General features: G+C 47.6%; 17 protein-coding genes and 1 riboswitch. Of the genes, 8 read left to right on the forward strand and 9 right to left on the reverse strand.

What is annotated here, in order from left to right:
• Positions 1–69: 69 nt before the first annotated feature.
• The 8 genes from Q9R36_RS21325 to Q9R36_RS21360 form a co-directional block, all read right to left on the reverse strand.
• Complete coding sequence (locus Q9R36_RS21325) at positions 70–1,509, reverse strand: TerD family protein (protein WP_311225853.1); 1,440 nt, start codon at positions 1,507–1,509, stop codon at positions 70–72.
• Positions 1,510–1,733: 224 nt separating this feature from the next.
• A complete protein-coding gene (locus Q9R36_RS21330) occupies positions 1,734–1,949 on the reverse strand; it encodes a hypothetical protein (RefSeq protein WP_094768379.1) in 216 nt (71 codons plus the stop codon).
• 361 nt (positions 1,950–2,310) lie between these two features.
• Complete coding sequence (locus Q9R36_RS21335) at positions 2,311–3,141, reverse strand: aldo/keto reductase (protein ID WP_009795016.1); 831 nt, start codon at positions 3,139–3,141, stop codon at positions 2,311–2,313.
• 80 nt (positions 3,142–3,221) lie between these two features.
• The gene (locus Q9R36_RS21340; protein WP_009795017.1) at positions 3,222–3,890 is read right to left on the reverse strand and encodes a P-II family nitrogen regulator; all 669 of its coding nucleotides are present in this window, start codon (positions 3,888–3,890) and stop codon (positions 3,222–3,224) included.
• On the reverse strand, positions 3,891–4,616 hold the full coding sequence (locus Q9R36_RS21345) for a DUF1538 domain-containing protein (RefSeq protein WP_009795018.1): 726 nt from the start codon (positions 4,614–4,616) through the stop codon (positions 3,891–3,893).
• Positions 4,613–5,305 carry a DUF1538 domain-containing protein gene (locus Q9R36_RS21350; protein WP_022543524.1) on the reverse strand — a complete coding sequence of 231 codons (693 nt, stop codon included), beginning with the start codon at positions 5,303–5,305 and terminating at the stop codon, positions 4,613–4,615. The genes Q9R36_RS21345 and Q9R36_RS21350 overlap by 4 nt, the downstream gene beginning before the upstream one ends.
• A 157-nt stretch (positions 5,306–5,462) precedes the next feature.
• Positions 5,463–6,110: a spore coat protein gene (locus Q9R36_RS21355; RefSeq protein WP_009795020.1), complete on the reverse strand. Its 648-nt coding sequence runs from the start codon at positions 6,108–6,110 to the stop codon at positions 5,463–5,465.
• A 131-nt stretch (positions 6,111–6,241) separates the two neighbouring features.
• On the reverse strand, positions 6,242–6,847 hold the full coding sequence (locus Q9R36_RS21360; RefSeq protein ID WP_009795021.1) for a DNA-3-methyladenine glycosylase: 606 nt from the start codon (positions 6,845–6,847) through the stop codon (positions 6,242–6,244).
• Positions 6,848–7,010: 163 nt separating this feature from the next.
• Here Q9R36_RS21360 and proC point away from each other — a divergent pair, with 163 nt between their 5' ends.
• Together proC and Q9R36_RS21370 are read left to right on the forward strand one after the other, a co-directional pair.
• On the forward strand, positions 7,011–7,829 hold the full coding sequence (gene proC, locus Q9R36_RS21365; protein WP_009795022.1) for a pyrroline-5-carboxylate reductase: 819 nt from the start codon (positions 7,011–7,013) through the stop codon (positions 7,827–7,829).
• A 2-nt stretch (positions 7,830–7,831) separates the two neighbouring features.
• Entirely contained in the window at positions 7,832–8,344 is a 513-nt protein-coding gene (locus tag Q9R36_RS21370; RefSeq protein ID WP_009795023.1) for a GNAT family N-acetyltransferase, read from the forward strand.
• Positions 8,345–8,353: 9 nt separating this feature from the next.
• Here Q9R36_RS21370 and Q9R36_RS21375 read toward each other — a convergent pair whose 3' ends face one another.
• Complete coding sequence (locus Q9R36_RS21375) at positions 8,354–9,616, reverse strand: ATP-binding protein (protein WP_009795024.1); 1,263 nt, start codon at positions 9,614–9,616, stop codon at positions 8,354–8,356.
• 290 nt (positions 9,617–9,906) lie between these two features.
• A riboswitch (cyclic di-GMP riboswitch) is annotated at positions 9,907–9,989 on the forward strand.
• 72 nt (positions 9,990–10,061) lie between these two features.
• Here Q9R36_RS21375 and Q9R36_RS21380 point away from each other — a divergent pair.
• The 6 genes from Q9R36_RS21380 to Q9R36_RS21405 are packed head-to-tail and all read left to right on the forward strand — an operon-like array spanning position 10,062 to position 20,615.
• A complete protein-coding gene (locus Q9R36_RS21380) occupies positions 10,062–11,681 on the forward strand; it encodes a diguanylate cyclase (RefSeq protein WP_248137760.1) in 1,620 nt (539 codons plus the stop codon).
• Positions 11,681–12,727, forward strand: a complete 1,047-nt coding sequence (locus tag Q9R36_RS21385) for a HEAT repeat domain-containing protein (protein ID WP_009795026.1) — start codon at positions 11,681–11,683, stop codon at positions 12,725–12,727. Before Q9R36_RS21380 ends, Q9R36_RS21385 begins: the two co-directional genes overlap by 1 nt.
• Entirely contained in the window at positions 12,727–14,139 is a 1,413-nt protein-coding gene (locus tag Q9R36_RS21390; RefSeq protein ID WP_022543525.1) for a glycosyltransferase family 2 protein, read from the forward strand. The genes Q9R36_RS21385 and Q9R36_RS21390 overlap by 1 nt, the downstream gene beginning before the upstream one ends.
• Positions 14,136–17,390 (forward strand): hypothetical protein, encoded by a 3,255-nt coding sequence (locus tag Q9R36_RS21395; RefSeq protein WP_253616488.1) that lies wholly within the window; start codon positions 14,136–14,138, stop codon positions 17,388–17,390. Before Q9R36_RS21390 ends, Q9R36_RS21395 begins: the two co-directional genes overlap by 4 nt.
• On the forward strand, positions 17,387–17,758 hold the full coding sequence (locus Q9R36_RS21400) for a response regulator transcription factor (protein WP_311225854.1): 372 nt from the start codon (positions 17,387–17,389) through the stop codon (positions 17,756–17,758). The genes Q9R36_RS21395 and Q9R36_RS21400 overlap by 4 nt, the downstream gene beginning before the upstream one ends.
• Entirely contained in the window at positions 17,745–20,615 is a 2,871-nt protein-coding gene (locus tag Q9R36_RS21405) for a hybrid sensor histidine kinase/response regulator (protein WP_009795030.1), read from the forward strand. The genes Q9R36_RS21400 and Q9R36_RS21405 overlap by 14 nt, the downstream gene beginning before the upstream one ends.
• Positions 20,616–20,705: the final 90 nt, after the last annotated feature.

The raw sequence follows: 20,705 nt of genomic DNA on the forward strand, positions 1-20,705 counted from the left end.
AGAGGGGAGTGATGACCTATGGGGAATTGCAGAAAAGAAGCAGCCTGGCCGGTTGGCCAGGCTGTGAGATTAAGAAAGGAACTCTGCCGGATTGAGCCCGAGCTCCCGGCAGATGTCACTGACTGCCTGCTGCTCATTCGGATCAAAATGTCCGTCTGCAAAGCCGATTGCGATACAATAGCGGGCCACCAGCCTGGCGATTTCCGGTTTCGTCCGTATCCTGCCAAGCGCTCTGAATGCCTCTGCCCTGCCGATCGAAGGATCGCGTTCAATCTTCTGGACGTACAGGTTAAACTGCTGAATGACCTTCTGCGTATCAAATACCCGAAGTTCATCACTCTGGTTGACGAATTCAACCATTTTCTGGCGTTCTGCCGGATCCAGCCTTCCATCAGCCATAGCTACAAGTGCACATGCTGCTACAATGGCCTCAAGGACGTCCTGGCTCTTGAATCGGTTAAAGAGGTCCTGGGCTTTTCTTTTTTGCTGGTTGGCCCATTCGGCGTAATCGGTCTGGGATGGAGACCAGGCATTGCCGCAGCTGTTACAGGTAAACTTCAGCTGTTTTTTTCCAATGAAGCCGCCCAATAATCCGACAGGCCCGAGGATCAGGCCGCCAATTGCCGCTTTACCGAGGCCGAAGCCCTTTTCGCCGGTGCGTACATTTGTGGAATGGCAGCGTGGGCATACAATTTCTTCTCCCCCATATCCCTGTGAGGAAGAGTAGGAAGGCTGTCCATAGGAAGGGGACGAATAGGAAGCTTGCGGCTGTGTCTGCTGATAGCTTCCTGAGCTATAGTTCTGCTGGGAGCTGCCTGTGTTATAGCCCTGCTGGTAATTTTGCCCTGCAGGAGCCTGCTGTGAAAAGCTCTGCTGGTAAGTCTGGTTCTGCCCGAAAGGCTGATTGCCATGTGAAGGCTGGGGAGCCGGTTCATCATCCACCGTCACGCCGAAATTACGGCAGAGGGCAGCCAGGCCGCCCTGAAAGCCGCTGGCGATGGCATTAAATTTCCATTCGCCATTATGCCTGTATAGCTCTGCTGCGACGATGGCCGTTTCAACGGTAAAATCCCTGCCAAGGTTAAAGCGGATAAGCTCTTCATTATTTTGTTCATTAAAAATCCGTACATACGCATTTTCAATATGGCCGAAGTTCTGCTGTTTTGCCTGAGCATCGTGGATGGTAATTGTAAAGGCAATCCGGTGGATCGAGTCCGGCACCCTCCGCAGGTCAATTCTGATTTGTTCATCATCTTGATTGCCCGCGCCTGTGCGGTTATCGCCGCTGTACAGGATAGAGCCATTCCCGCCGTTAGGGTTATTATAGAATACGAAATCGAGGTCACTATGTACTTTTCCTGATGCGCCTAATAAGAAAGCAGATGCGTCCAGATCATAGTTGGATCCCTGACGGCTGATATCCCAGCCTAATCCAACAACAACATTTTGAAGCCCGGGGCGGTTCTTGGTCAGATCGACCTTCTGCCCTTTGCTGAGCGTCACTCCCATAATTTCACTCCTTCTTTTCCAGGACCGGCGTAAGCCGTCTCTTGATAGAATCATATATTCCCAATATAACACAGTTCTTAAAGCGGTTTACAGCTTTGGCTGTGCGGACATGCCTCTTTTTATCATACGGGTCAAGGAAGGAAAAGTTTCAGGGGGAGGAGGTTCGTTCAAAGAAAAAAGCAGCTTCCCTGATTGGGGGAGCTGCCTCATGATTGGGCAATTTATTATCTGTCGACATAAGCCGGGCCTGAATGGTCCTGGCGGGTGTTTCCTTGGTCAGAATTCAAAAATGGAAGCTTTGATTTGACTTTGCTGATATTGTCTTCACCGAATGTAGACTTTACCTTATTCATAACCTTATCCCGAGATTCCTTGTTCCTGAACATATACGCAAGCGCACCCAGTGCCACTACCCCAGTCAGGGAATTTCTTTTGCTCATGGATTAGTCCTCCTTAGGTTTGATATTATTCCTTTCCCTTTGCAGGGGGAGATAAACAGTTATATTTTGCTAACTGGGTGAGCGAAGTTAAAGTTGCGATTATATCGAAAAGGGATTTGTATTAACTGGGTTAGAATGAAAAAAAGTTTGATAAGCCTGTTGATTGGAGTGGAAGGCACGTAGACTCCTGTGGGATTGCAGCGGCAGAGCTGAGACCCCGCAGCGCGTAAGCGTGAGGAGGCTCAGCGCCGCCCCGCGGAAAGCGAAGTGCCTGGAACGGAAATCAACAGCCAACATTCAGAGGCTATTAAGACAAAAAGGGATACAGAATGAACCCATTCCATACCCCTTTTGCATATTATTAGAAATTGAAGTTATCAGGATCGGCACCGACGCGTTCGTTTTTGTTGAGGGCATCGATTTTTTCCATGTCTTCTGAGGAAAGCTCGAAGTCAAAGATATCTGCATTTTCAATGATGCGGTGTTCTTTGACTGATTTCGGAATGGTGATGACCTCATTTTGAAGGTCCCAGCGCAGGATGATCTGGGCAGGGGACTTTTTGTGCTTTTCGGCAATCTCTGTAATAACAGGCTCATCCAGGAGCTGTCCCTGCTTAAGAGGAGACCAGGCTTCAAGCTGGATTCCTTTTTGTTTGCAGAATTCGCGGAGCTCAAGCTGGGCCAGATGCGGATGGTATTCAACCTGGTTGACCATCGGCACGATTTCCGCTGTTTCAAGCAGATCCTCCAGATGGTGTACATGGAAGTTGCTGACCCCGATTGCACGGACTCTGCCATCCTTATACAGCTTTTCTAAGGCTCTCCAAGTGTCTTTATACTTGCCTTTGACAGGCCAGTGGATCAGGTACAGATCGACATACTCCAAGCCAAGCTTTGAAAGGCTTTCGTCGAATGCAGCCAGTGTAGAGTCATAGCCCTGCTCAGAGTTCCAGACCTTAGTCGTGATGAATAGCTCTTCGCGCGGGGCACCTGATTCTTTTATAGCCTGTCCCACGCCTTCTTCGTTGCCATAGATGGCTGCTGTGTCAATGCTCTTGTAGCCGTTATTGATGGCTGCTTTGACTGAATCAATGACTTCGGATCCTTCCTGGACCTTGAAAACGCCGAGTCCGAACCAGGGCATTTCCACTCCATTATGCAGCTTTGTTGTGTCCTGCAAGCTTTTTGGCATATTGTTACCTCCCGGAAATTTAATTGCCTTTTTATTTTCTCACAAATGGGGATATTTACTATATTGATATGCTCAGAAATTTAATGATTGATGCCTGCTACCTGATCGACATCAAGGATAAAGGAAATCCCATTGCCAGGAACATTCAGCTCGACAGCATCGCAGATTGCCTGGAATACTTCCTGTGTCCGTCCGCTGTGGATGATGGTCAGCACAATCTCTTTTTCAGGCTCGATCAGCATATTGAATAAAGTGGCTTTTTCGTTGATGCCGATCCCTCTGCCGGAAATGATGGTTGCCCCGTCAGCCCCGGCATCTTTTGAGGCCTTTATAATCTTTTCGGCTTCCGAGCTTTTTACAATGGTCACAATCAAATCGTATTCTTTATCGGCTGGCTTCATATTGGCCGCTCCTTCCTCTGCTTCTGCATCAGCGGGGACTTCCGGGGACTGGACGCCGATGAATCCGTTAATATTGATAAGCAATCCAAGTCCTGTACCGGGCCTTTCAAAATGGAGATGGCTGCTGACTTCCGTAATGACTTCTTCAGCGGATTCTTCCTTGATCAGCATAAGGATGACTTCTTTCTCGTGGTTGATCTCCAATCCGAGAAATGAGGTTTGCTCATTTTTTCCAATTCCCCTTGCATATACAGTTGCCGCAGCAGCAAGCCCGGATCCCCGGGCAAGCCGGACAGCTTTTTTTGCAGTGCCTTTTTTTACGATGGCGATGAAAAGCTTGTAGATCATTTAAGAAGCACCTTCCTTCCTCTTGAACAGGAGCCCCAGGATCAGGACAGCCAGTATCGGTATAAGGGCGACCAGGGCGATCAGGCCAAAGCCATCTGTCAGGGGATCCCGCCCCTCAGTTACTGCGGCAGCGCCGACAGCCATTGACAGGATAAAAGTAACGGTCATCGGCCCTGTTGCTACACCGCCCGAATCGAAGGCGATGCTTATAAAGCTGGTGTTGGAAAAATAAATCAGGATCAGCACGAGTGCATATCCCGGCGCAAGATAGTACCAGAGAGAGAAGCCGTGATGGATGCGGAGCATGGCAAGGGCAATGGACAGACCGACTCCCCCTGAAAGGGTGATGAGCATGATTTTTTCTGAGATGTATCCCGATGTTACTTTTTCAACCTGTTTGTTTAATATTTTTACAGCTGGTTCTGCCAATGTAGTGACAAATCCGAGTACAAATCCAATTGGAATGATGATCCAGGAATATGGAAGATTACCCAGCTTCTTTCCCATTTCCTCCCCGATTGGCATAAAGCCGAGATGGACCCCGTGAAGGAAGAATGCCAGTCCGGCAAAAGCAGACAGAAAACCGGCAAGGATCTGGATGACCTTCTGTTTCTTTAATTTTAGAAAAAATATCTGAAATATGATGAAGCAAAGAAGAAGGGGAGCAAGGGCCAAAGCAACCTCTGTCAGAGTGCTGCCGAAACCATGAAATAGCTTGTCCATCATTTAAAGATCCCTCCCAGCAGCAGAACGGCCAGGATCGGTCCGATGCTGGCAAGGCCGACAAGGCCAAATGAATCGCCCGAGGATTGTTGGTTCCGGAAAACCTGGGCCACACCTACTCCGAGTGCCAAGATGAAGGGTACGGCGAGGGGCCCTGTCGTTACGCCTCCCGCATCAAATGAAATTGGCACAAATGACGATGGGGAGAAGATGCTGACAATAAAGACGATGGCATAGCCGGCTATCAAAATGGCGGTAACAGGGATTTTGTAAATGGTCCTGATCATAGCAAGGCCGACAAAAAGACCGACTCCGGCAGCCACGGATAATATGAGGGAAATGGACGATATCTTTCCTCCGGATACCTGGTCAACCTGTGTGGACAGTACCCTGACGTCAGGCTCTGCCAGCGTGACGGCAATTCCAAGGATGAATCCTGTGAGGATGATGACCCACGCTTTATTCGACTTCGGCAGGATTTTCCCAATCATCTCGCCTATTGGAAGAAGGCCGATATTGACGCCGATGAGGAAGAACATCAGTCCCAGGATGACAAAGAATAGGCCAAAGAGGAATGGAAGAAAGTCCTTGAAAGGCAATTGGATCAGGACAAGCTGCAGAAGGATGACTGCAGCAGAGACGGGAAGGATGGCAAGCAATGTTTCTTTGATGGATTCTTTAATTTCTTTCACATGAAGCGCCGCCTTTATTAACAATTTTTTTGTTTTTTATTTCTGCTTTTTTACCCAGTTTTACAGTTGCAGTAACAGCCTGTGGAAAAAAACATTTTCCAATTAATTGCGGTGGCGGATAAAAAAAGCAGGCACCCCATTGGGGCGCCTGCAGCGGTTATTGAAGGGTATTCATATTAGGCTGGTTCATCATTTGCTGTCCGCCTGCCTGGGTATAGCTTCCAAGCAGCTGTTCTGTATCCTGCGGCGCAAGCTGGGGAACCTGGTAATAATGCTTTTGATTCTGGTAGAGGAACAGCTCGTAAGCCATTTCTGCATAATTGGGAACACTATCAGCAAGCACACGCCTTACGACTGGGTTTGTGCACTCCAATGCGGCCATTGACAGCTGGGAGGCTGCACCTTTCATTAAAGCAAGCAGGTAGCCTGAATAGCATTGGTCGCCAATCTCGGAAGCTGACTGTTTTGGTGCAGCAGGCTGGGATGGCTGTAGTCCGTAGATGACGTCATGTGTTTCGCCCATCATATAGGTTGTAGTCGATACAGCCGGCTTTTGGCCGGTAGTGAAGCAGTCAACCATGGTGTTGTATTGGGTGATCATAAACTGCCTCTGGCGGTTTGCAATTTCCTTAAGCTGCGGATCCTGGATTTGCCCGCTGAACATAAGGTATTGATCGATTGCCGCTACGGTGCTTGAAAGGACCTCTTTCATGTCCAGCATCTCGTGTCCGCCATGATTCATATGTGCCGGGATCTGCTCATTTGTGTTCATTCCTGACTGTCCTTGCTGGTTAAACTGCTGCATCTGACTACCCCCAGTTTGTAATTTTTTCCCTCATGAAGGGCTGTGATGGTGAAGACCATACATAACTATTGTGGTTATTCCGTAGGGCAATCATGCGGGGCAGTTGCAGCTAAAAGAGGAATAAACATCCATCATGAGGATTCTATCTGATGGCGGGAAACATATGGGCTGCCTTTTACCCAGAAGCGCCACGGATAGTCTTTTGCTTCGCCGGAATTATCAATTCCAATCCTTTTTCCTTTAGCTATCTCAGCAGGGGTATAGCCTTCAGCAAGAATGAGGGGAGGCTCCGAAAAGAGGCGTCCATAATCCTCCATGGTGACGCCAAGGGCTTTCGTAAGCTTCCCTGGCCCGTTGGTCAAATTCTTCAGATTATCCATCTTTCTCCGCTCTTTCATCAGGGAAATTCCTTCAGCAGGTTCTATGGCCCTGATGAGAACAGCCTCCGGTTTGTCCTTTTCAGCGCTGACGACATTTAACAAACAGTGGGTATGCATAAGGTATGTGTAGGCGAACCCCGGACCGGCGTACATGACTTCTGTCCGCTTGGTCCGGCGGTTATTATAGCTATGTGCAGCCATGTCTTCGGGGCCTTTATAGGCTTCTGTTTCTACAATATATCCAGCGGCTGTACCATCAGGTGTTTCCTTTATCAAAAGACAGCCAAGAAGAGCCTTGGCAAGTTCAAGGGTCGGCTGTGTGTAAAATTCGGCCGGCAGTGGTGTCCTATCCATCATGATTCAACGCTCCTTCGGTTATTGCTGCAGAAAGAATTTTCCGCACAGTTAAGCGCGGAGCATTCCCATTTTACCCTCTAACACCCTGATATAACCGGAAGTTGGAATTGAAGCAGGCGAGGAAGTATAATATAGGGAGCAATTTATGTAGGGAAGTGGAAAAATGGATAAGAAAATCGGTTTTATAGGGTGCGGAAAGATGGCCCAGGCAATCATCGGGGGAATGCTGAAATCAGGGATCGCCCGGCCGGATGATATAGTTGCAAGTGCAAGGACGGAGAGTACTCTTGCCTATGTGAAAAATACATATGATATTGAAGTGACCCTTGATAATAAGAGAGCAGCTGAACAGGCTGATTTTTTATTTCTGGCAGTAAAGCCTGATGTTCATATGGAAGTGATTGAGGAAATCAGCGGGAGCGTTTCTGAAGATGCTATCATCATCACCATAGCGGCAGGGATCAGCCTTGCCTTTCTACAGTCTGCTTTCGGCAGGGAAATAAAAGCGATCCGTTCTATGCCCAATACCCCATCGCTTGTCGGGGAGGGGATGAGCGCCCTGGCTGCCAGCAGGCAGGTGACTGAAAAGGAACGGTTGGAGGCTGCAGAATTATTCGAAAGTTTTGGGAAAGCTGAGTTTATTGAAGAAAAACTGATGGACAGCATCCCTGCCATCAGCGGATCTTCACCTGCTTATGTCTATATGTTCATTGAGGCTCTTGCTGATGGCGGCGTCCTTCAGGGGCTTCCAAGGGAAACCTCGTACCGGCTGGCAGCCCAGGCAGTGCTTGGCGCAGCCAAAATGGTGCTTGAGACAGGTAAGCATCCGGGTGAATTGAAAGATCAGGTATGCACGCCTGGGGGAGCCACTATTGAAGCGGTAGCTGAGCTGGAAAAACAAGGCTTTCGGTCTTCGGTCATTTCGGCCATGCATAGCTGCACCGACAAATCAAGGCAGCTGGCAAAAAAACAGGCGGAATAGTCATGATTATCAGGACAGAGCAGGAAGCTGATTATAGCAGATCAGAACATGTCCACAGGCTTGCTTTCAGCCGTGAAAACGAAGCCGCCCTTGTCAGAGCCATCAGAAGCTCGGGGGAGTATATTCCTGAACTATCGCTAACAGCGGAAGATGGAAAGGATATCGTGGGCCATATCATGTTCAGCAAGGCAGTGATTGATACAGGGGAAGGGGAAGTGCCTACCTTGGCGCTTGCCCCGGTTGCTGTCATGCCCCAGCGGCAAAATGAAGGGATAGGATCCCTTCTTATAAGAGAAGGTTTGAAACAGGCGGAACTCCAGGGCTTTGCTCATGCCGTTGTATTGGGACATCCCGATTATTATCCGAGGTTTGGGTTCCGGCCTTCCACAGTTTTTGGGATTTTTTCACCTTTTCCTGTACCGGAAGAGGTATTTATGGTTATGGAATTTAAGGAGGGATCATTAACTGGAATCAGCGGGACGGTAAAGTACCCGCCATCATTTGATCATGTGTAAGAACAGCTGCTAATCAGGACATTTTTCAGCAGGAAGCAGGATGGTAAAGGAGGTGCCTTTATTCAGCATGCTTTCTGCTTTTATTTTTCCGCCCATTCCCTCAATGATCCGAAAGACCACCATCATTCCAAGCCCCGTCCCTTTCCCTTCTTTTGTTGAAAAATACGGTTCCCCCAGCCTGCTGAGCTGCCCGGAGGTCATCCCCTTGCCTGTATCAGATATCAGGAGCTCCGCTTTGTCGTCCTGCAGCTTTGCCGATATAGAGAGGACTCCTCCGCCAGGCATTGCTTCGATGGCATTTTTAAGAAGGTTTAGCAGGCATTGCTGAACCTTTGCATCTTCTCCTTTGATATATAATTCTTCCTCTGTGTCGCAATGGATTTCAACAGAATGGGCATTCCCGTAGGGTGTGATCAGTTCAACCGCTTTTCTGATTTCCCCTTCTAATGAAAAACATGAATTTGTTTCACAGTGCGGCTTGGCAAATGTAAGATAATCACTGATGATCACTTCCGCTCTGTTCAGCTCTTCAAGGGCTGTGTCTAAATAATAGGAACGCTTTCCTCCGCCTGGTTCTTCTTCTTTTAATAACTGGAGAAATCCTTTCGTTACGGTCAGGGGATTTCTCACTTCATGGCTAATGCTGGCAGCCAAATGGGAAATGACCTCCATTTTTTCTGTCTTCATTACCGCCCGGTTCAGCTGCTGGTTCTGTACGATCAGCTCAATGGTGTAGGCAGTCAAAAACGCCCCCAGTGTCTGGGTGATCGTATAAATGGCCATGAAACCGAGGCATTCCTTCAGTTCGGCTTTTGAAAACAATAGCATGAACGCTGCGATGGATACAAGAAAAGACAAGAGTGATACTGTAAGCAGCTTCCGCCGGGTGTCCATGATAATGAAGGATGGGTGAAGCTTATATACAATAAAGCCGGCAAACAAACCGGTGAGAATATTATAGGCCGCCCCGATCCCTCCGAGGGGAATGCGGATAAAGATGACAAAAATGAGCAGGGCGAGGATGACTCTGGGACCTCCGTATAATCCTCCCAGCAGGAATGGAATCCATCGCAGATCAAAAATAAAGCTGCTGTTCATCTTGATTGAACTGATCAGGCAAAGGGAAGCAGTTATGATGCTGATGCCGGCAATAATATACTCGCGGTGGCGCAGAAAAAGCGATTGAAGGCGGCTGGCAAAAAGGAGCTGGAAAGAAAGCATGACGATAAGAATGATCAGCAGGTTGAACAGCAGGTCTTTAATATGCTCCATTGCTTAGTCCTCCTATATTTAGATATATATTCCTAATTTTACAAATGCATGTCCAAATCGACAATATCATCTTATTGACAAAAAACCGCTTTAAGCGACATATTCAGACAAGGGAAAATGGTAATAATATACCATTTTTTCCAGGCGGCATATTGGCGTCTGCATCTTGTTGGTTTTTTCGGTATACTCAAGGCAAATGAATAAAATATATATTGACTTAATATGACAGGAATCATATATTTTAATTGGCTTGCAATTGTCTGTTTCGACAGAAAATGCAAGGGTGTTTTAAGAATATAGAACACTGTGATGAGCGGTTTTTATTTGCACTTTAAACCGCTTGGAGTGACTAGTGCAGCCGGCCAATGATCTATGATGGCTGGTTTTTATTTTGGCCGGGGCCTCTGCTTCCTGGCTGATGCTTAGGATGAAAGAGGTGCATTTAATGAAGCTTGATAAATACAAAACTTTATTGTTTCAAAAGATTAAGAATCAAATGACTCTTTGGTTTGAACAGGAAGCGGAAACTCCTGTGAACAACGAAGATGTTTACCGTTTCCTTCACTCCATCAAGGGGACAGCAGGAACTCTGCAGCTTGTCGGACTCCATCAGGTGGCAGGCAAACTGATGGACCAGGTGGAAAAGAGCAGCGAAAAAATCTGGGGAAACCGGGAGCTGCGGGATTTTTTATATGAACTGATGGGCCTGAGCTATGAATATGAACATTTCCAAAGAGAAGAGGAGAAACAGAGTCTTCCAAGGGATGAAAATATGCCATTGATCCAGGTGATTGATGATGATGTATCCATGCTGATCCTCCTTAAAGATGCACTGGAAAGCAAGGGCTGGATGGTTATGGCAAATACCGAGCCTGAAAAAGCTGTCGACCAATTCTTTGATATGAATCCCGACTGTCTTATCATCGATGTTAATCTACCGGGCAAAAGCGGGTTCCATGTGCTTGAGGATATTCAGAAGCATACGAATAAAAAGTTTATACCAAAGCTGATGATCAGCATAATGAATGACAGAGAAACGAGAATAAAGGCTTACAGGCTGGGGGCGGATGATTTTATTTCCAAACCTATTGACCTGGAAGAATTCCTTATAAAGGTAGAGCGGCATTTGGACAGGAAACAAATATTTGACCAGTCTGTCCTGATCGATGAATTGACGCAGGTATACAACCGCAGGTTCCTGAAGGATTCTCTTAAACGGTATTTAAAAGAACTAGAACGGAGCAATCAGTATTTTTCTATTGCCGTCCTTGATCTGGATCATTTCAAGCAGGTGAATGATATGTACGGCCATCCGGCCGGAGACCGTATCCTGTCGGAGTTTGCCCAGTATCTGAAGGATCATGTCAGGATTGGAGATATAGTGTTCCGCTATGGAGGAGAGGAATTCATCCTGCTGCTTCCGCGCACCAATGACCATGACAGCAAGGAGGTCGTCTCAAGGCTACTTTCCGGCTTCTCAAGCCGAACGTTCATAGAGGGCGGGGCGGAATTGAAAATGACCTTCTCGGCCGGTGTATATATGGTCCATGATCCTTCTGCTACTGTGGCAGAAGCAATCAAGACGGCTGATCAGGCTTTATATGAAGCAAAACGGAACGGCCGGGCCAGGGTGGAAAGTGCCAATAAATTGATCGGCGGCCATTCAAGGAAGGTTCTGAATGTATCTGTCATTGATGATGATGCAATCATCAGGACCATGCTGATGAAAATCCTGCAATCCATGGAATTCGAGCATACCAGCCTGGATATCCAGGTGTATGAGGATGGACAGAAGTTCCTTCAATCCGGCCGTATGGAGCAGAAAGGGGAGCATTTCCTTATTTTGGACGGAATCATGCCTGTAATGGATGGGACGGAAGTTCTCCAGAAGGTGAAGGAAAATCGGAATGCAAGCCGCGTCCATGTTTTAATGCTGACAGGCAGAAAAACGGAATACGATATTGCCAGGGCACTGAAGCTGGGGGCAGATGATTATGTGACAAAGCCGTTCAGCATCACTGAGCTGCAGGCAAGAATTCATCGCCTGATCCAGAGGATGTCATAATGAGACTAGATCAGGAACTGTTTGTTCTCGCTGCAGCGGCCCTTTCCATTACAGGAATATTGACAGTCATACTGGTGTATCTCGTGATTAGAAAAGCTTTTGAAATAACAGCAAGGCGGAAGGTTGAAGATTGGAAGCAAAAACTGAACCTTCCGCTGTTTTCTTTTTTATATGAAGGGAAGCAGCTGGAGGAAGCTGCCCTGGCTGACCGGGCAAGCCTGCTGGCTGCTGAGGAGCTCCTCGGTCATTATGCGGATATCCTTGAAGGGGAGCAGGAAAAAGAAAATCTTTCTTTTTTTGCAGAGTCCTATCTTAGGGGCCATTATGCCAAAGGACTTCAAAGCAGAAAGTGGAGTACGCGGATAAATTCGCTTTATCATATAGAGGATTTCCATTTGAAAAGTCTGGAGGGAGAAGTACTGCGGATTGCCGAAAGCGGGGGAAGCTCAACTTCTGAAAAAGTCCAGGCCTTCAAGATCCTGGCAGATTTCCAGAGTGAGAATCTATTCATGCTGCTGGATTCCCGGAGTTTGCCGTTCTCGGAATTCGATCTCAGGAATATTCTAATCCGGCTTGATGACAAAGGTTTTGGCCGATTTGTTGAAGGCTTTAGAACTTCTCCGGAAAGACTGCAGTTTGCTGTATTGGATGTGATTGCTGTCAACAAGCAGCTTGGTTATCTTCGTTTTGTGGAAGAGGTGTTCATGTCCGAGGCGGGGGAAATGAGGCTCCGGGCATTGAAGGCATTAGCTTCAATAGGATATACAGAGGATATAGCCCCTTATGAGGAACTCGCTGAATCTTCCAGCTGGCAGGAACGGATGCTTGCCGCCAAGCTTTTCGGCAGCTTAAAAGACGAAGGGCTGCTCCCAAGGCTGGCAGAAATGCTGCACGATTCATCCTGGTATGTAAGATCACAGGCAGGCCAGTCTATCTTGGCTTTTTCAAAGGGGAAAGAAATATTGCAGAAAGTAATTGATAGTTCGCATGATCCTTATGCCAGGGATATGGCTTGGGAATGGATGCAAAAAGGGGAGCGGCACTGATGCTGGCAGTTTTATGGGAGAATGCCGCTTTGTTTTTTGGCTGGTTCATCGCTGTTTATATGGTGATTGTCATCTTTTTTTACACAGTTGTTCTTGCTATTTCGATGGTTCAGCTGCGAAGGGAATACCGTCTTAAGCGCGACCGGATCTATGAGGAATATATGAGTGAGATTTATACAAAGCCTGTTTCCATCATTGTCCCTGCCTATAATGAAGAAGCTGGGATCATCCAGAGTGTCAGGTCCCTTTTGAGCATCAGCTATCCTGAGTATGAGATTCTGGTTGTGAATGACGGATCGAAGGATGGAACACTGGCAAAGATGATAGGGCACTATGAAATGATAAAAGTGGATAAGGCTGTCAGAAAGCAGGTGGAGACAAAGGAGATTAAAGGTATTTACCAGTCCCGCCTGCTGCCTAATTTATACTTGATCGATAAGGAGAATGGAGGAAAAGCCGATGCGCTCAACGCCGGCTTGAATATCTCCCATTATCCTTATATCTGTTCCCTGGACGGGGATTCTGTCCTGGAGCATGATGCGTTCCTTAAGGTGATGAAGCCGATCATTGATTCGAATGAAGAGGTGATTGCATCCGGAGGAAGCATCAGGATTGCGAATGGCTGTGAAATCAAGGATGGAAACCTGCTGAAGGTAGGGCTTGCCAGGGAACCGCTCGTCATCATGCAGATCATTGAATACCTGCGGGCTTTTCTGATGGGCCGCATCGGGCTGAGCCGTCATAATCTGCTGCTGATCATTTCGGGTGCATTTGGCGTTTTTTCAAAACGTTGGGTGCTGGAGGCAGGCGGGTACAGAACCGATACTGTCGGCGAGGATATGGAGCTTGTGGTCAGGATGCACCGGCTTATTAAAGAAAAAGGGCTGAAGAAGCGGATCGTCTATGTCCCCGACCCGGTCTGCTGGACGGAAGTGCCGGAAAGCGCGACTTTCCTGAGGAAGCAGAGGGGCAGGTGGCACAGGGGGCTGTTCGAAAGTTTGTGGACTCACCGGAAGCTGACCTTTAATCCGAAATATGGGGCAATCGGGTTCATCTCCTTCCCGTATTTCTGGGTTGTCGAATTTTTCGGGCCGATTGTCGAGCTGCTTGGCTATGCCTATGTGGTGCTGTCACTGTTCCTTGGGGGGATTTATCTGGAGTTTGCCATTCTGATCTTCCTGCTTTCCTGCCTCTACGGTTCTATTTTTTCAATGGCAGCGGTTTTGCTTGAAGAATGGAGCCTGCGCAAGTATCCGAAGGTGTCTGATTTGCTGAAGCTGTTCTTCTACTCTCTGACAGAAACCTTATGGTATCGCCCTCTAACAGTATTTTGGAGGTGCGAGGGCATCTGGAAGCTGATCAGGGGAGATAAGAGCTGGGGAGAAATGAAACGAAAAGGTGTGTCTGAATGAAAAAAATGTTTACGAAATCACAGGCTGCCGTATTCGGTGTGGTCGTCGGCATTCTTTTGCTCCTGACAAGTCCTTTCTGGCTGTGGCAGCTTGCACCGGACAAGACGCTAGAGGCATTGATCATTGATAAAACCGTGCCTGATGAAACTTACCGGGAGCATAAAGGCCTTGTCTGGATTCTGAACAATGGCAAATGGCAGAGAAGAAATGGCGAACATTATGAGGTAAAGAGCGACTACAGCGGGTTTAAGCCGCTTGGGGAAGATGAATATAAAGTAAAGCCGCTTCCGGAAAATCTTGAAAAATATGATGTCTTTTATCTCGCTGACCAATACGGTGTGTATGAAGAGGAATTTTTCGGCAGCAACAGTCTGGGCGAAAGATCGGACAGCATCTATGGTGGCCTTCAGGCTGAAGAGGCTGACAGGCTAAGGGATGCCCTTATTCATTCAGAAGGAAAGACGCTGATTGCTGAATTCAATACATTTGCAGACCCGACAGATGATGCTGCCCGGGAGAAAATCACCTCGCTCCTGAATATCAGCTGGAGCGGCTGGATAGGCAGATATTTTCCTGACCTGTCATCTGATGAAGTCCCTGTCTGGGTGAAGGAACAGGAAAAGAGCTGGGATTATGAAGGCCCTGGCCTTGTACTGGTCAACAAAGACAATCATATTGTGGTATTCGGCGAAGAGGACCTCGAGGGAGAAGGTGCCCTTTTCAGCTACACCGAAGCAGGGGCTGAGAAGCTGGGTGCAGAGGGGGAGTCCCGCTATTCATACTGGTTTGATATTGTTGAAGCGAATAACCAGGAGGAAGTACTGGCAACCTATCAGCTTCCCCTTAAAAAGGAAGCAGAAAAAGAACTGGAGGGATACGGGATCCCATCCGTCATCCCGGCTGTCATCCAGCATGTGAATGCAAAATATTCTTCCTATTATTTTGCAGGTGACTTTGCGGATGAAGCGGAGGTTCCCGGTATTTATCAGACAAAGGGTCTCGATGTCTGGAAAGGGAATTTCAGCTCACGGGATTCTTTCTATTGGAATACGTATGTCCCGTTGATGAAAACAATCCTGGAAAGAGGCACCGGCCTGCATCATGAGCAGGAAAAGCCGGAAATTGCCGGGCAGAACGGGATCATAACGAACAGCAGGACCGGAAGCGAGTATATTCAAGTCCGTAAAGGCGGCAAGTGGGAAAATCTCCTGATTAAAGGCGTTAACATGGGCATAGCAAAGCCAGGCTCTTTTCCAGGGGAAACGGCCATTACGAAAGATGAATATCTCCGCTGGTTCAAGGCAATAGGAGCCATGAACAGTAATGCCGTACGTGTTTATACCCTCCATCCGCCAGGTTTCTATGAAGCTTTTTATGAATATAATCAAACTGCTGAACACCCGCTGTATTTATTCCATGGAGCGTGGGTGAACGAAGAGAATCTTGTCAGTGAACAAAATGCCTACAGCAGACTTGTAACAGATGATTTTAAAACTGAATTGAAGCATATGGTGGATATTATCCACGGAAACGCAAGCCTGCCGGAACGGCCGGGCCATGCTTCAGGGGAATATAAGTATGATATATCGGAGTATGTGCTGGGATTCATGATCGGGATCGAGTGGGATCCTGAAGCAGTCTTACAGACAAATGCAGGCAATGAAGGGAAGGGCTCTTTTTCCGGGAAATATTTTCAGACTGAAAATGCCTCCCCGTTCGAAGGCTGGATCGCCCGGATGATGGATTATACGGCAGAGTACGAATCAGGGCAATATGGATGGCAGCATACAATGAGCTTTACAAACTGGGTGACCACTGATCTTCTGGACCATCCGGCCGAGCCTTCGGAGGATGAAGACAAAGCAGTGGTGGATCCGAATCATATCCTGCCGGCGGAAGGATTTATAGCCGGGATGTTTGCTTCCTACCATATCTATCCTTACTATCCCGATTTCCTGAATTATGAAAAGAAGTATGTGAATTATATAGATTCACAGGGAGAAAAAAATAACTATGCCGGATATCTGAATGATTTAAAAAAGGTCCACTCTATGCCAGTCCTGGTGGCTGAGTTCGGCGTTCCTGCTTCAAGGGGAATGACTCATGAAAATGTAGACGGGATGGACCAGGGGCATCATTCGGAAGAAGAGCAGGGGGAAATAAACAAACGCCTCTTCGAATCTATTATGGATGAAGGCTACGCCGGCGGCCTTGTATTTACTTGGCAGGATGAGTGGTTCAAGCGTACTTGGAATACGATGGATTATGACAATCCTGACAGGCGGCCGTTCTGGTCCAATATGCAGACGAACGAGCAGCACTTTGGGCTGCTGGCGTTTGAGCCCGGCAAATATGAAGCTGGCATCTATCCGGATGGTCTTACAGGCGATTGGGATAAGCTTGGTGCAGAGCCCCTCTTTAAAAGCAGCCAAAAAGAAGATGCAATAAAGGCTTTATATGCGGCATCAAATGAAGAATACCTTTATCTCCGCCTCGACTACAGCAGGCCTCTGGATTGGGGAAGGGACAGCACGCATCTGCTGCTTGATACTATCAAGGATCAGGGGCAGAGAACTGTCCCGCTTGGAAACGAAGCTGAAGCTGCTGCCGATTTCGGGGTCGATTATTCTATTAATCTTACAGGGGAAGATACATCGAATATGATGGTAGACAGCTATTATGACACTTTCTATTATCAGTACGGAGAGCTGCTGAATATGCTCCCGGAAAGACCATATGCAGCTCAAAAGGATAATGGGATTTTCCATCCGATCAGATTGGCTTTGAATAAAGAACTGACGATTCCATCTACCGGAAAAACCCTTCCGTTTTCTTCTTATGAAACAGGGAAACTTATGTTCGGCAATGCCAATCCGGAAAGTGAAGATTTCAACTCCCTGACCGATATAAGTATAAGTGATGACAGGAAAACGCTGGAGCTGAGGATTCCGTGGCTGCTCCTGAATGTAAAGGATCCAAGCAGCCGGGAAATACAGGGAGACCTTTGGCAATCCGGCCTATCCGGAAGCAGCATCATCGAGTCTATCACAATAGGTGCAGCCGTCACAGAAAATGGAAAATTGGCAGGCACCGCTCCGGCAATGACTGATGGAGTAATAAAGGAAGAAGATTCTTTCAAATATTCCTGGAAAAGCTGGGAGGAGCCGCAATACCATGAAAGGCTAAAGCAGTCCTACTGGATCATGAAAGATGCATTCAGTAAAGCAGCTGCTGGAGGAGGAGCGAAATGAACAGAATTTTACTGGCAGAAGATGAAGATATATTGAGAATGCTGATTGTGGATACGCTGGAAGACGGCGATTTCGAAGTGGATGAGGCAGCAGATGGACAGGAGGCGCTGGATTTATTTCAGTCAGGAGATTACAGCCTCCTGATCATTGATTATATGATGCCTGTATACACGGGGCTTGAGGTCATCGAAAAGATAAGGGCCAATAGTGAAAAAAATCATGTCAAGATTCTCATGCTGTCAGCAAAAAGCCAGCAGGTTGAGCAGGACAGGGTGCTGGAAGCAGGGGCCGATTATTTTATGGCCAAGCCGTTCAGCCCGCTGGAGCTCCTTGAAAAGGTAGAGGAAATACTGAATGAAAATCAATGATTATTTTAAAAAGAGCCTATCGAGGCAGTTTGCCGGGTTAATGGGTGTCTTTATTTTCTTTTTCATTGCCGGAACGATTGTGCTGGTCATCCTGCAGCAGAACCTCAGCGATTCTTATAATGAAAAGCGGGCTGAACTCGTTAAAAAGGAAGCGCTCGTCCAGGAAATCGACAGTACCTTCAATCGTGTATTCTTCGATGTAAGAGGCTATTTGGCATTTGACAACGATGATATGAGGATCAGCGCACAGTCAAAGCAGCCGGAGCTGAGAAAGATGGGGAAGCAGCTGGATGAACTTGCTGCCTCCCAGGATGATAAGGCATATGCGAGAGAAGTAAGGGAGTTTATTGATTACTATTTTATTGAAAAACTGCCTGCTACGGTAAACTATTTTGAAACCGGGAGAATAGAAGAGGTCAAGAGATTGGCAAGCACCGGAGCGACTGCGAGGGTAAATACTTTCCAGGATGATTCGCTTAAATATCTGCAGGGAATAAATGACCAGCTTAATGAAGAAGCGGAAGGCCTGATGGAGAAGCAATCTTATATCCAGATGGGCTTTGTCTTATTCAGCTTTGTCATCCTTGTCCTTTTGGCACGGATTACCCGGGTAATGTTCCGTAGAGTCGGACAGCCGCTTGCTGACTTTGCAGCTGCTGCCAATGAGATTGCGGCAGGGCGCGAAGCAGTGATAACCGTCGAATCCAGCAGAGAGGATGAACTCGGCGCATTATCGGTCGCATTCCAGAAAATGGTCTGGAGTGTGCAGGACAAAGAACAGGACCTGACTGCCCAGAATGAAGAGCTGCTCGCCCAGCAGGATGAGCTCCAGGCCCAGCAGACTGAGCTGGAGGAGATGCTCGAAGCTTTGCGCGAGAACGAGCTGAAGCTGAAGCGGAGGAATGACTTGACGAATGGAATTTCCAGCTCCCTGGACCTTCAGAGCATCCTTGACAGCATTGTGGTCAATATGTGCGGAATCATCAGTGCCGATAGAGGGATGATCGGACTTCTGAACACAAAGGCAGCAGCGGCTTACGCCATTTCAGCATCAGGTGTGGAGCAGTTTATGGACCACATTGAAAACGGGCTTCACGAAAGGCTGATCCAGTCAAAAAAATCCTTTGCCATAAAAAGGGAGCTGCTGGCTGGAGAAAAGGGTTATCATGAGGAAGTGTCCTACAGCTATGATTTATATCTGCCAGTCATTTCCTCCAAGGACGAGGTTATAGCAGTGATGCTGTTCAGCCGCTTCGGATCTCCATTCTCGGAGAAGCAGATGGATGAATATGAAGCATTATCCAGGCAGGTAGGAATCAGTCTGGACAATATCAGCTTATACAGCCAGTCAGAGGAAGAACGGAAGCTTAACAAAGATATCCTGAATACAGTCCAGGAGGGCATCCAGATGGTGAGCCGCTCAGGGGCCATCCTGCAGGCGAACCGCCAGCTGGAAGAGATGTTCACCTGCCCGGGTGCTGCCGGAAGGCTGGAAAATCTCCCATGGGAAATTTGGTCGGCCGAAATGGCAAATAAGGTTGAGCAGCCTGATGAATTTTTGGCTTTCCTTCAAAATGCGGTTCATAGTGACAGCTGTGAGATGGAGAGCATCATCTATCAAATGAAGCAAACGGGGCAGGTCATCAAAATGTACTGCGAAGGCCTCGGGCAGGAAGATGAAAGGATCGGCACCGTGCTGGTGCATCGCGACATAACAAAAGAATTTGAAGTCGATCAAATGAAGTCTGAGTTTGTGAGCACTGTCAGCCATGAGCTGCGCACACCGCTCGCGAGCATCCTCGGCTTCACCGAACTGATGCTGAACAGAGAGCTGAAGCCTGATAAGCAGAAAAAATATTTGACGACCATTTATAATGAAGCCAGGAGGCTGACTTCCCTCATCAATGATTTCCTTGATGTCCAGCGGATGGAAGCCGGAAAACAGACATATGAGAAGAAATATCTCAGGCTCCTGCCAATCATTGAGCAGGTTATAGAAAAACAGCAGATCAATACAGATATCCACAAGATAAAAATTGATGACCGTTCTATAGGAAATGATGTGATCCTGGGAGATAAGAGCAAGGTGGAGCAGGTATTCACCAATCTGATCTCCAATGCTGTCAAATATTCTCCAGGCGGCGGGGATATAATCATCAGGCTCTATCAGGAAGATAAGTCTGTTCTGGCAGAAGTGGAAGATAAGGGCCTCGGTATACCGGAGGATGCGCTGGATAAACTGTTCACCAAATTCTACCGTGTGGATAATTCCGACAGGAGAAGGATCGGCGGTACAGGGCTCGGGCTCTCGATTGTCCAGGAAATCATGAAGGCGCACAGCGGCAGCATTTCCGTTGCCTCAAGTTATGGAAAAGGAAGCATCTTCACACTCTCATTTCCTCTGATTGAAACTGCTGAGGAACCAGGGGCTATATCAGTGCCGAAAGCCTCTGCAGAAGGCTACCGCGTTATGGTAGTGGAAGATGACCAAAGCCTGGCGGAGCTGATTATCCAGGAGCTGTCTGACAGCGGTTTCCAGGTAGTTCATTATAAAAGGGGACAGGAAGCCCTGGATTTTCTTGCCCTCCATACACCTGATGCGATCGTGCTTGATATCATGCTGGAGGAAGAACAGGTGGATGGCTGGAGGATCATGGAGCAGATAAAGGAAAATGACAGGCTTAAGAACATACCTATCATTGTTTCCACGGCTCTTGATGAAAAAGAAAAAGGCTTTTCGCTTGGTGCGAATGATTATTTGGTCAAGCCTTACAAGCCGAGCCAGCTGTCCAGGGCAATCATGCAGACTCTCCTCAAAATCGGCAAGGTTGGGCAGATTCTCATTCCTGAAAAATAAGAACAGACAAACAAGCACCCCGGCTGCAGGTTCTGCCTGCAGATTGAGGGTGCTTGTTTGCTGTCCCAGCCTCATTTTTATATAGTAGTC

Origin of the sequence: Bacillus sp. AG4(2022), from assembly GCF_031844465.1 — a bacterium.
In the GTDB taxonomy this organism is placed as follows: Bacteria; Bacillota; Bacilli; order Bacillales; family Cytobacillaceae; genus Bacillus_AB; species Bacillus_AB infantis.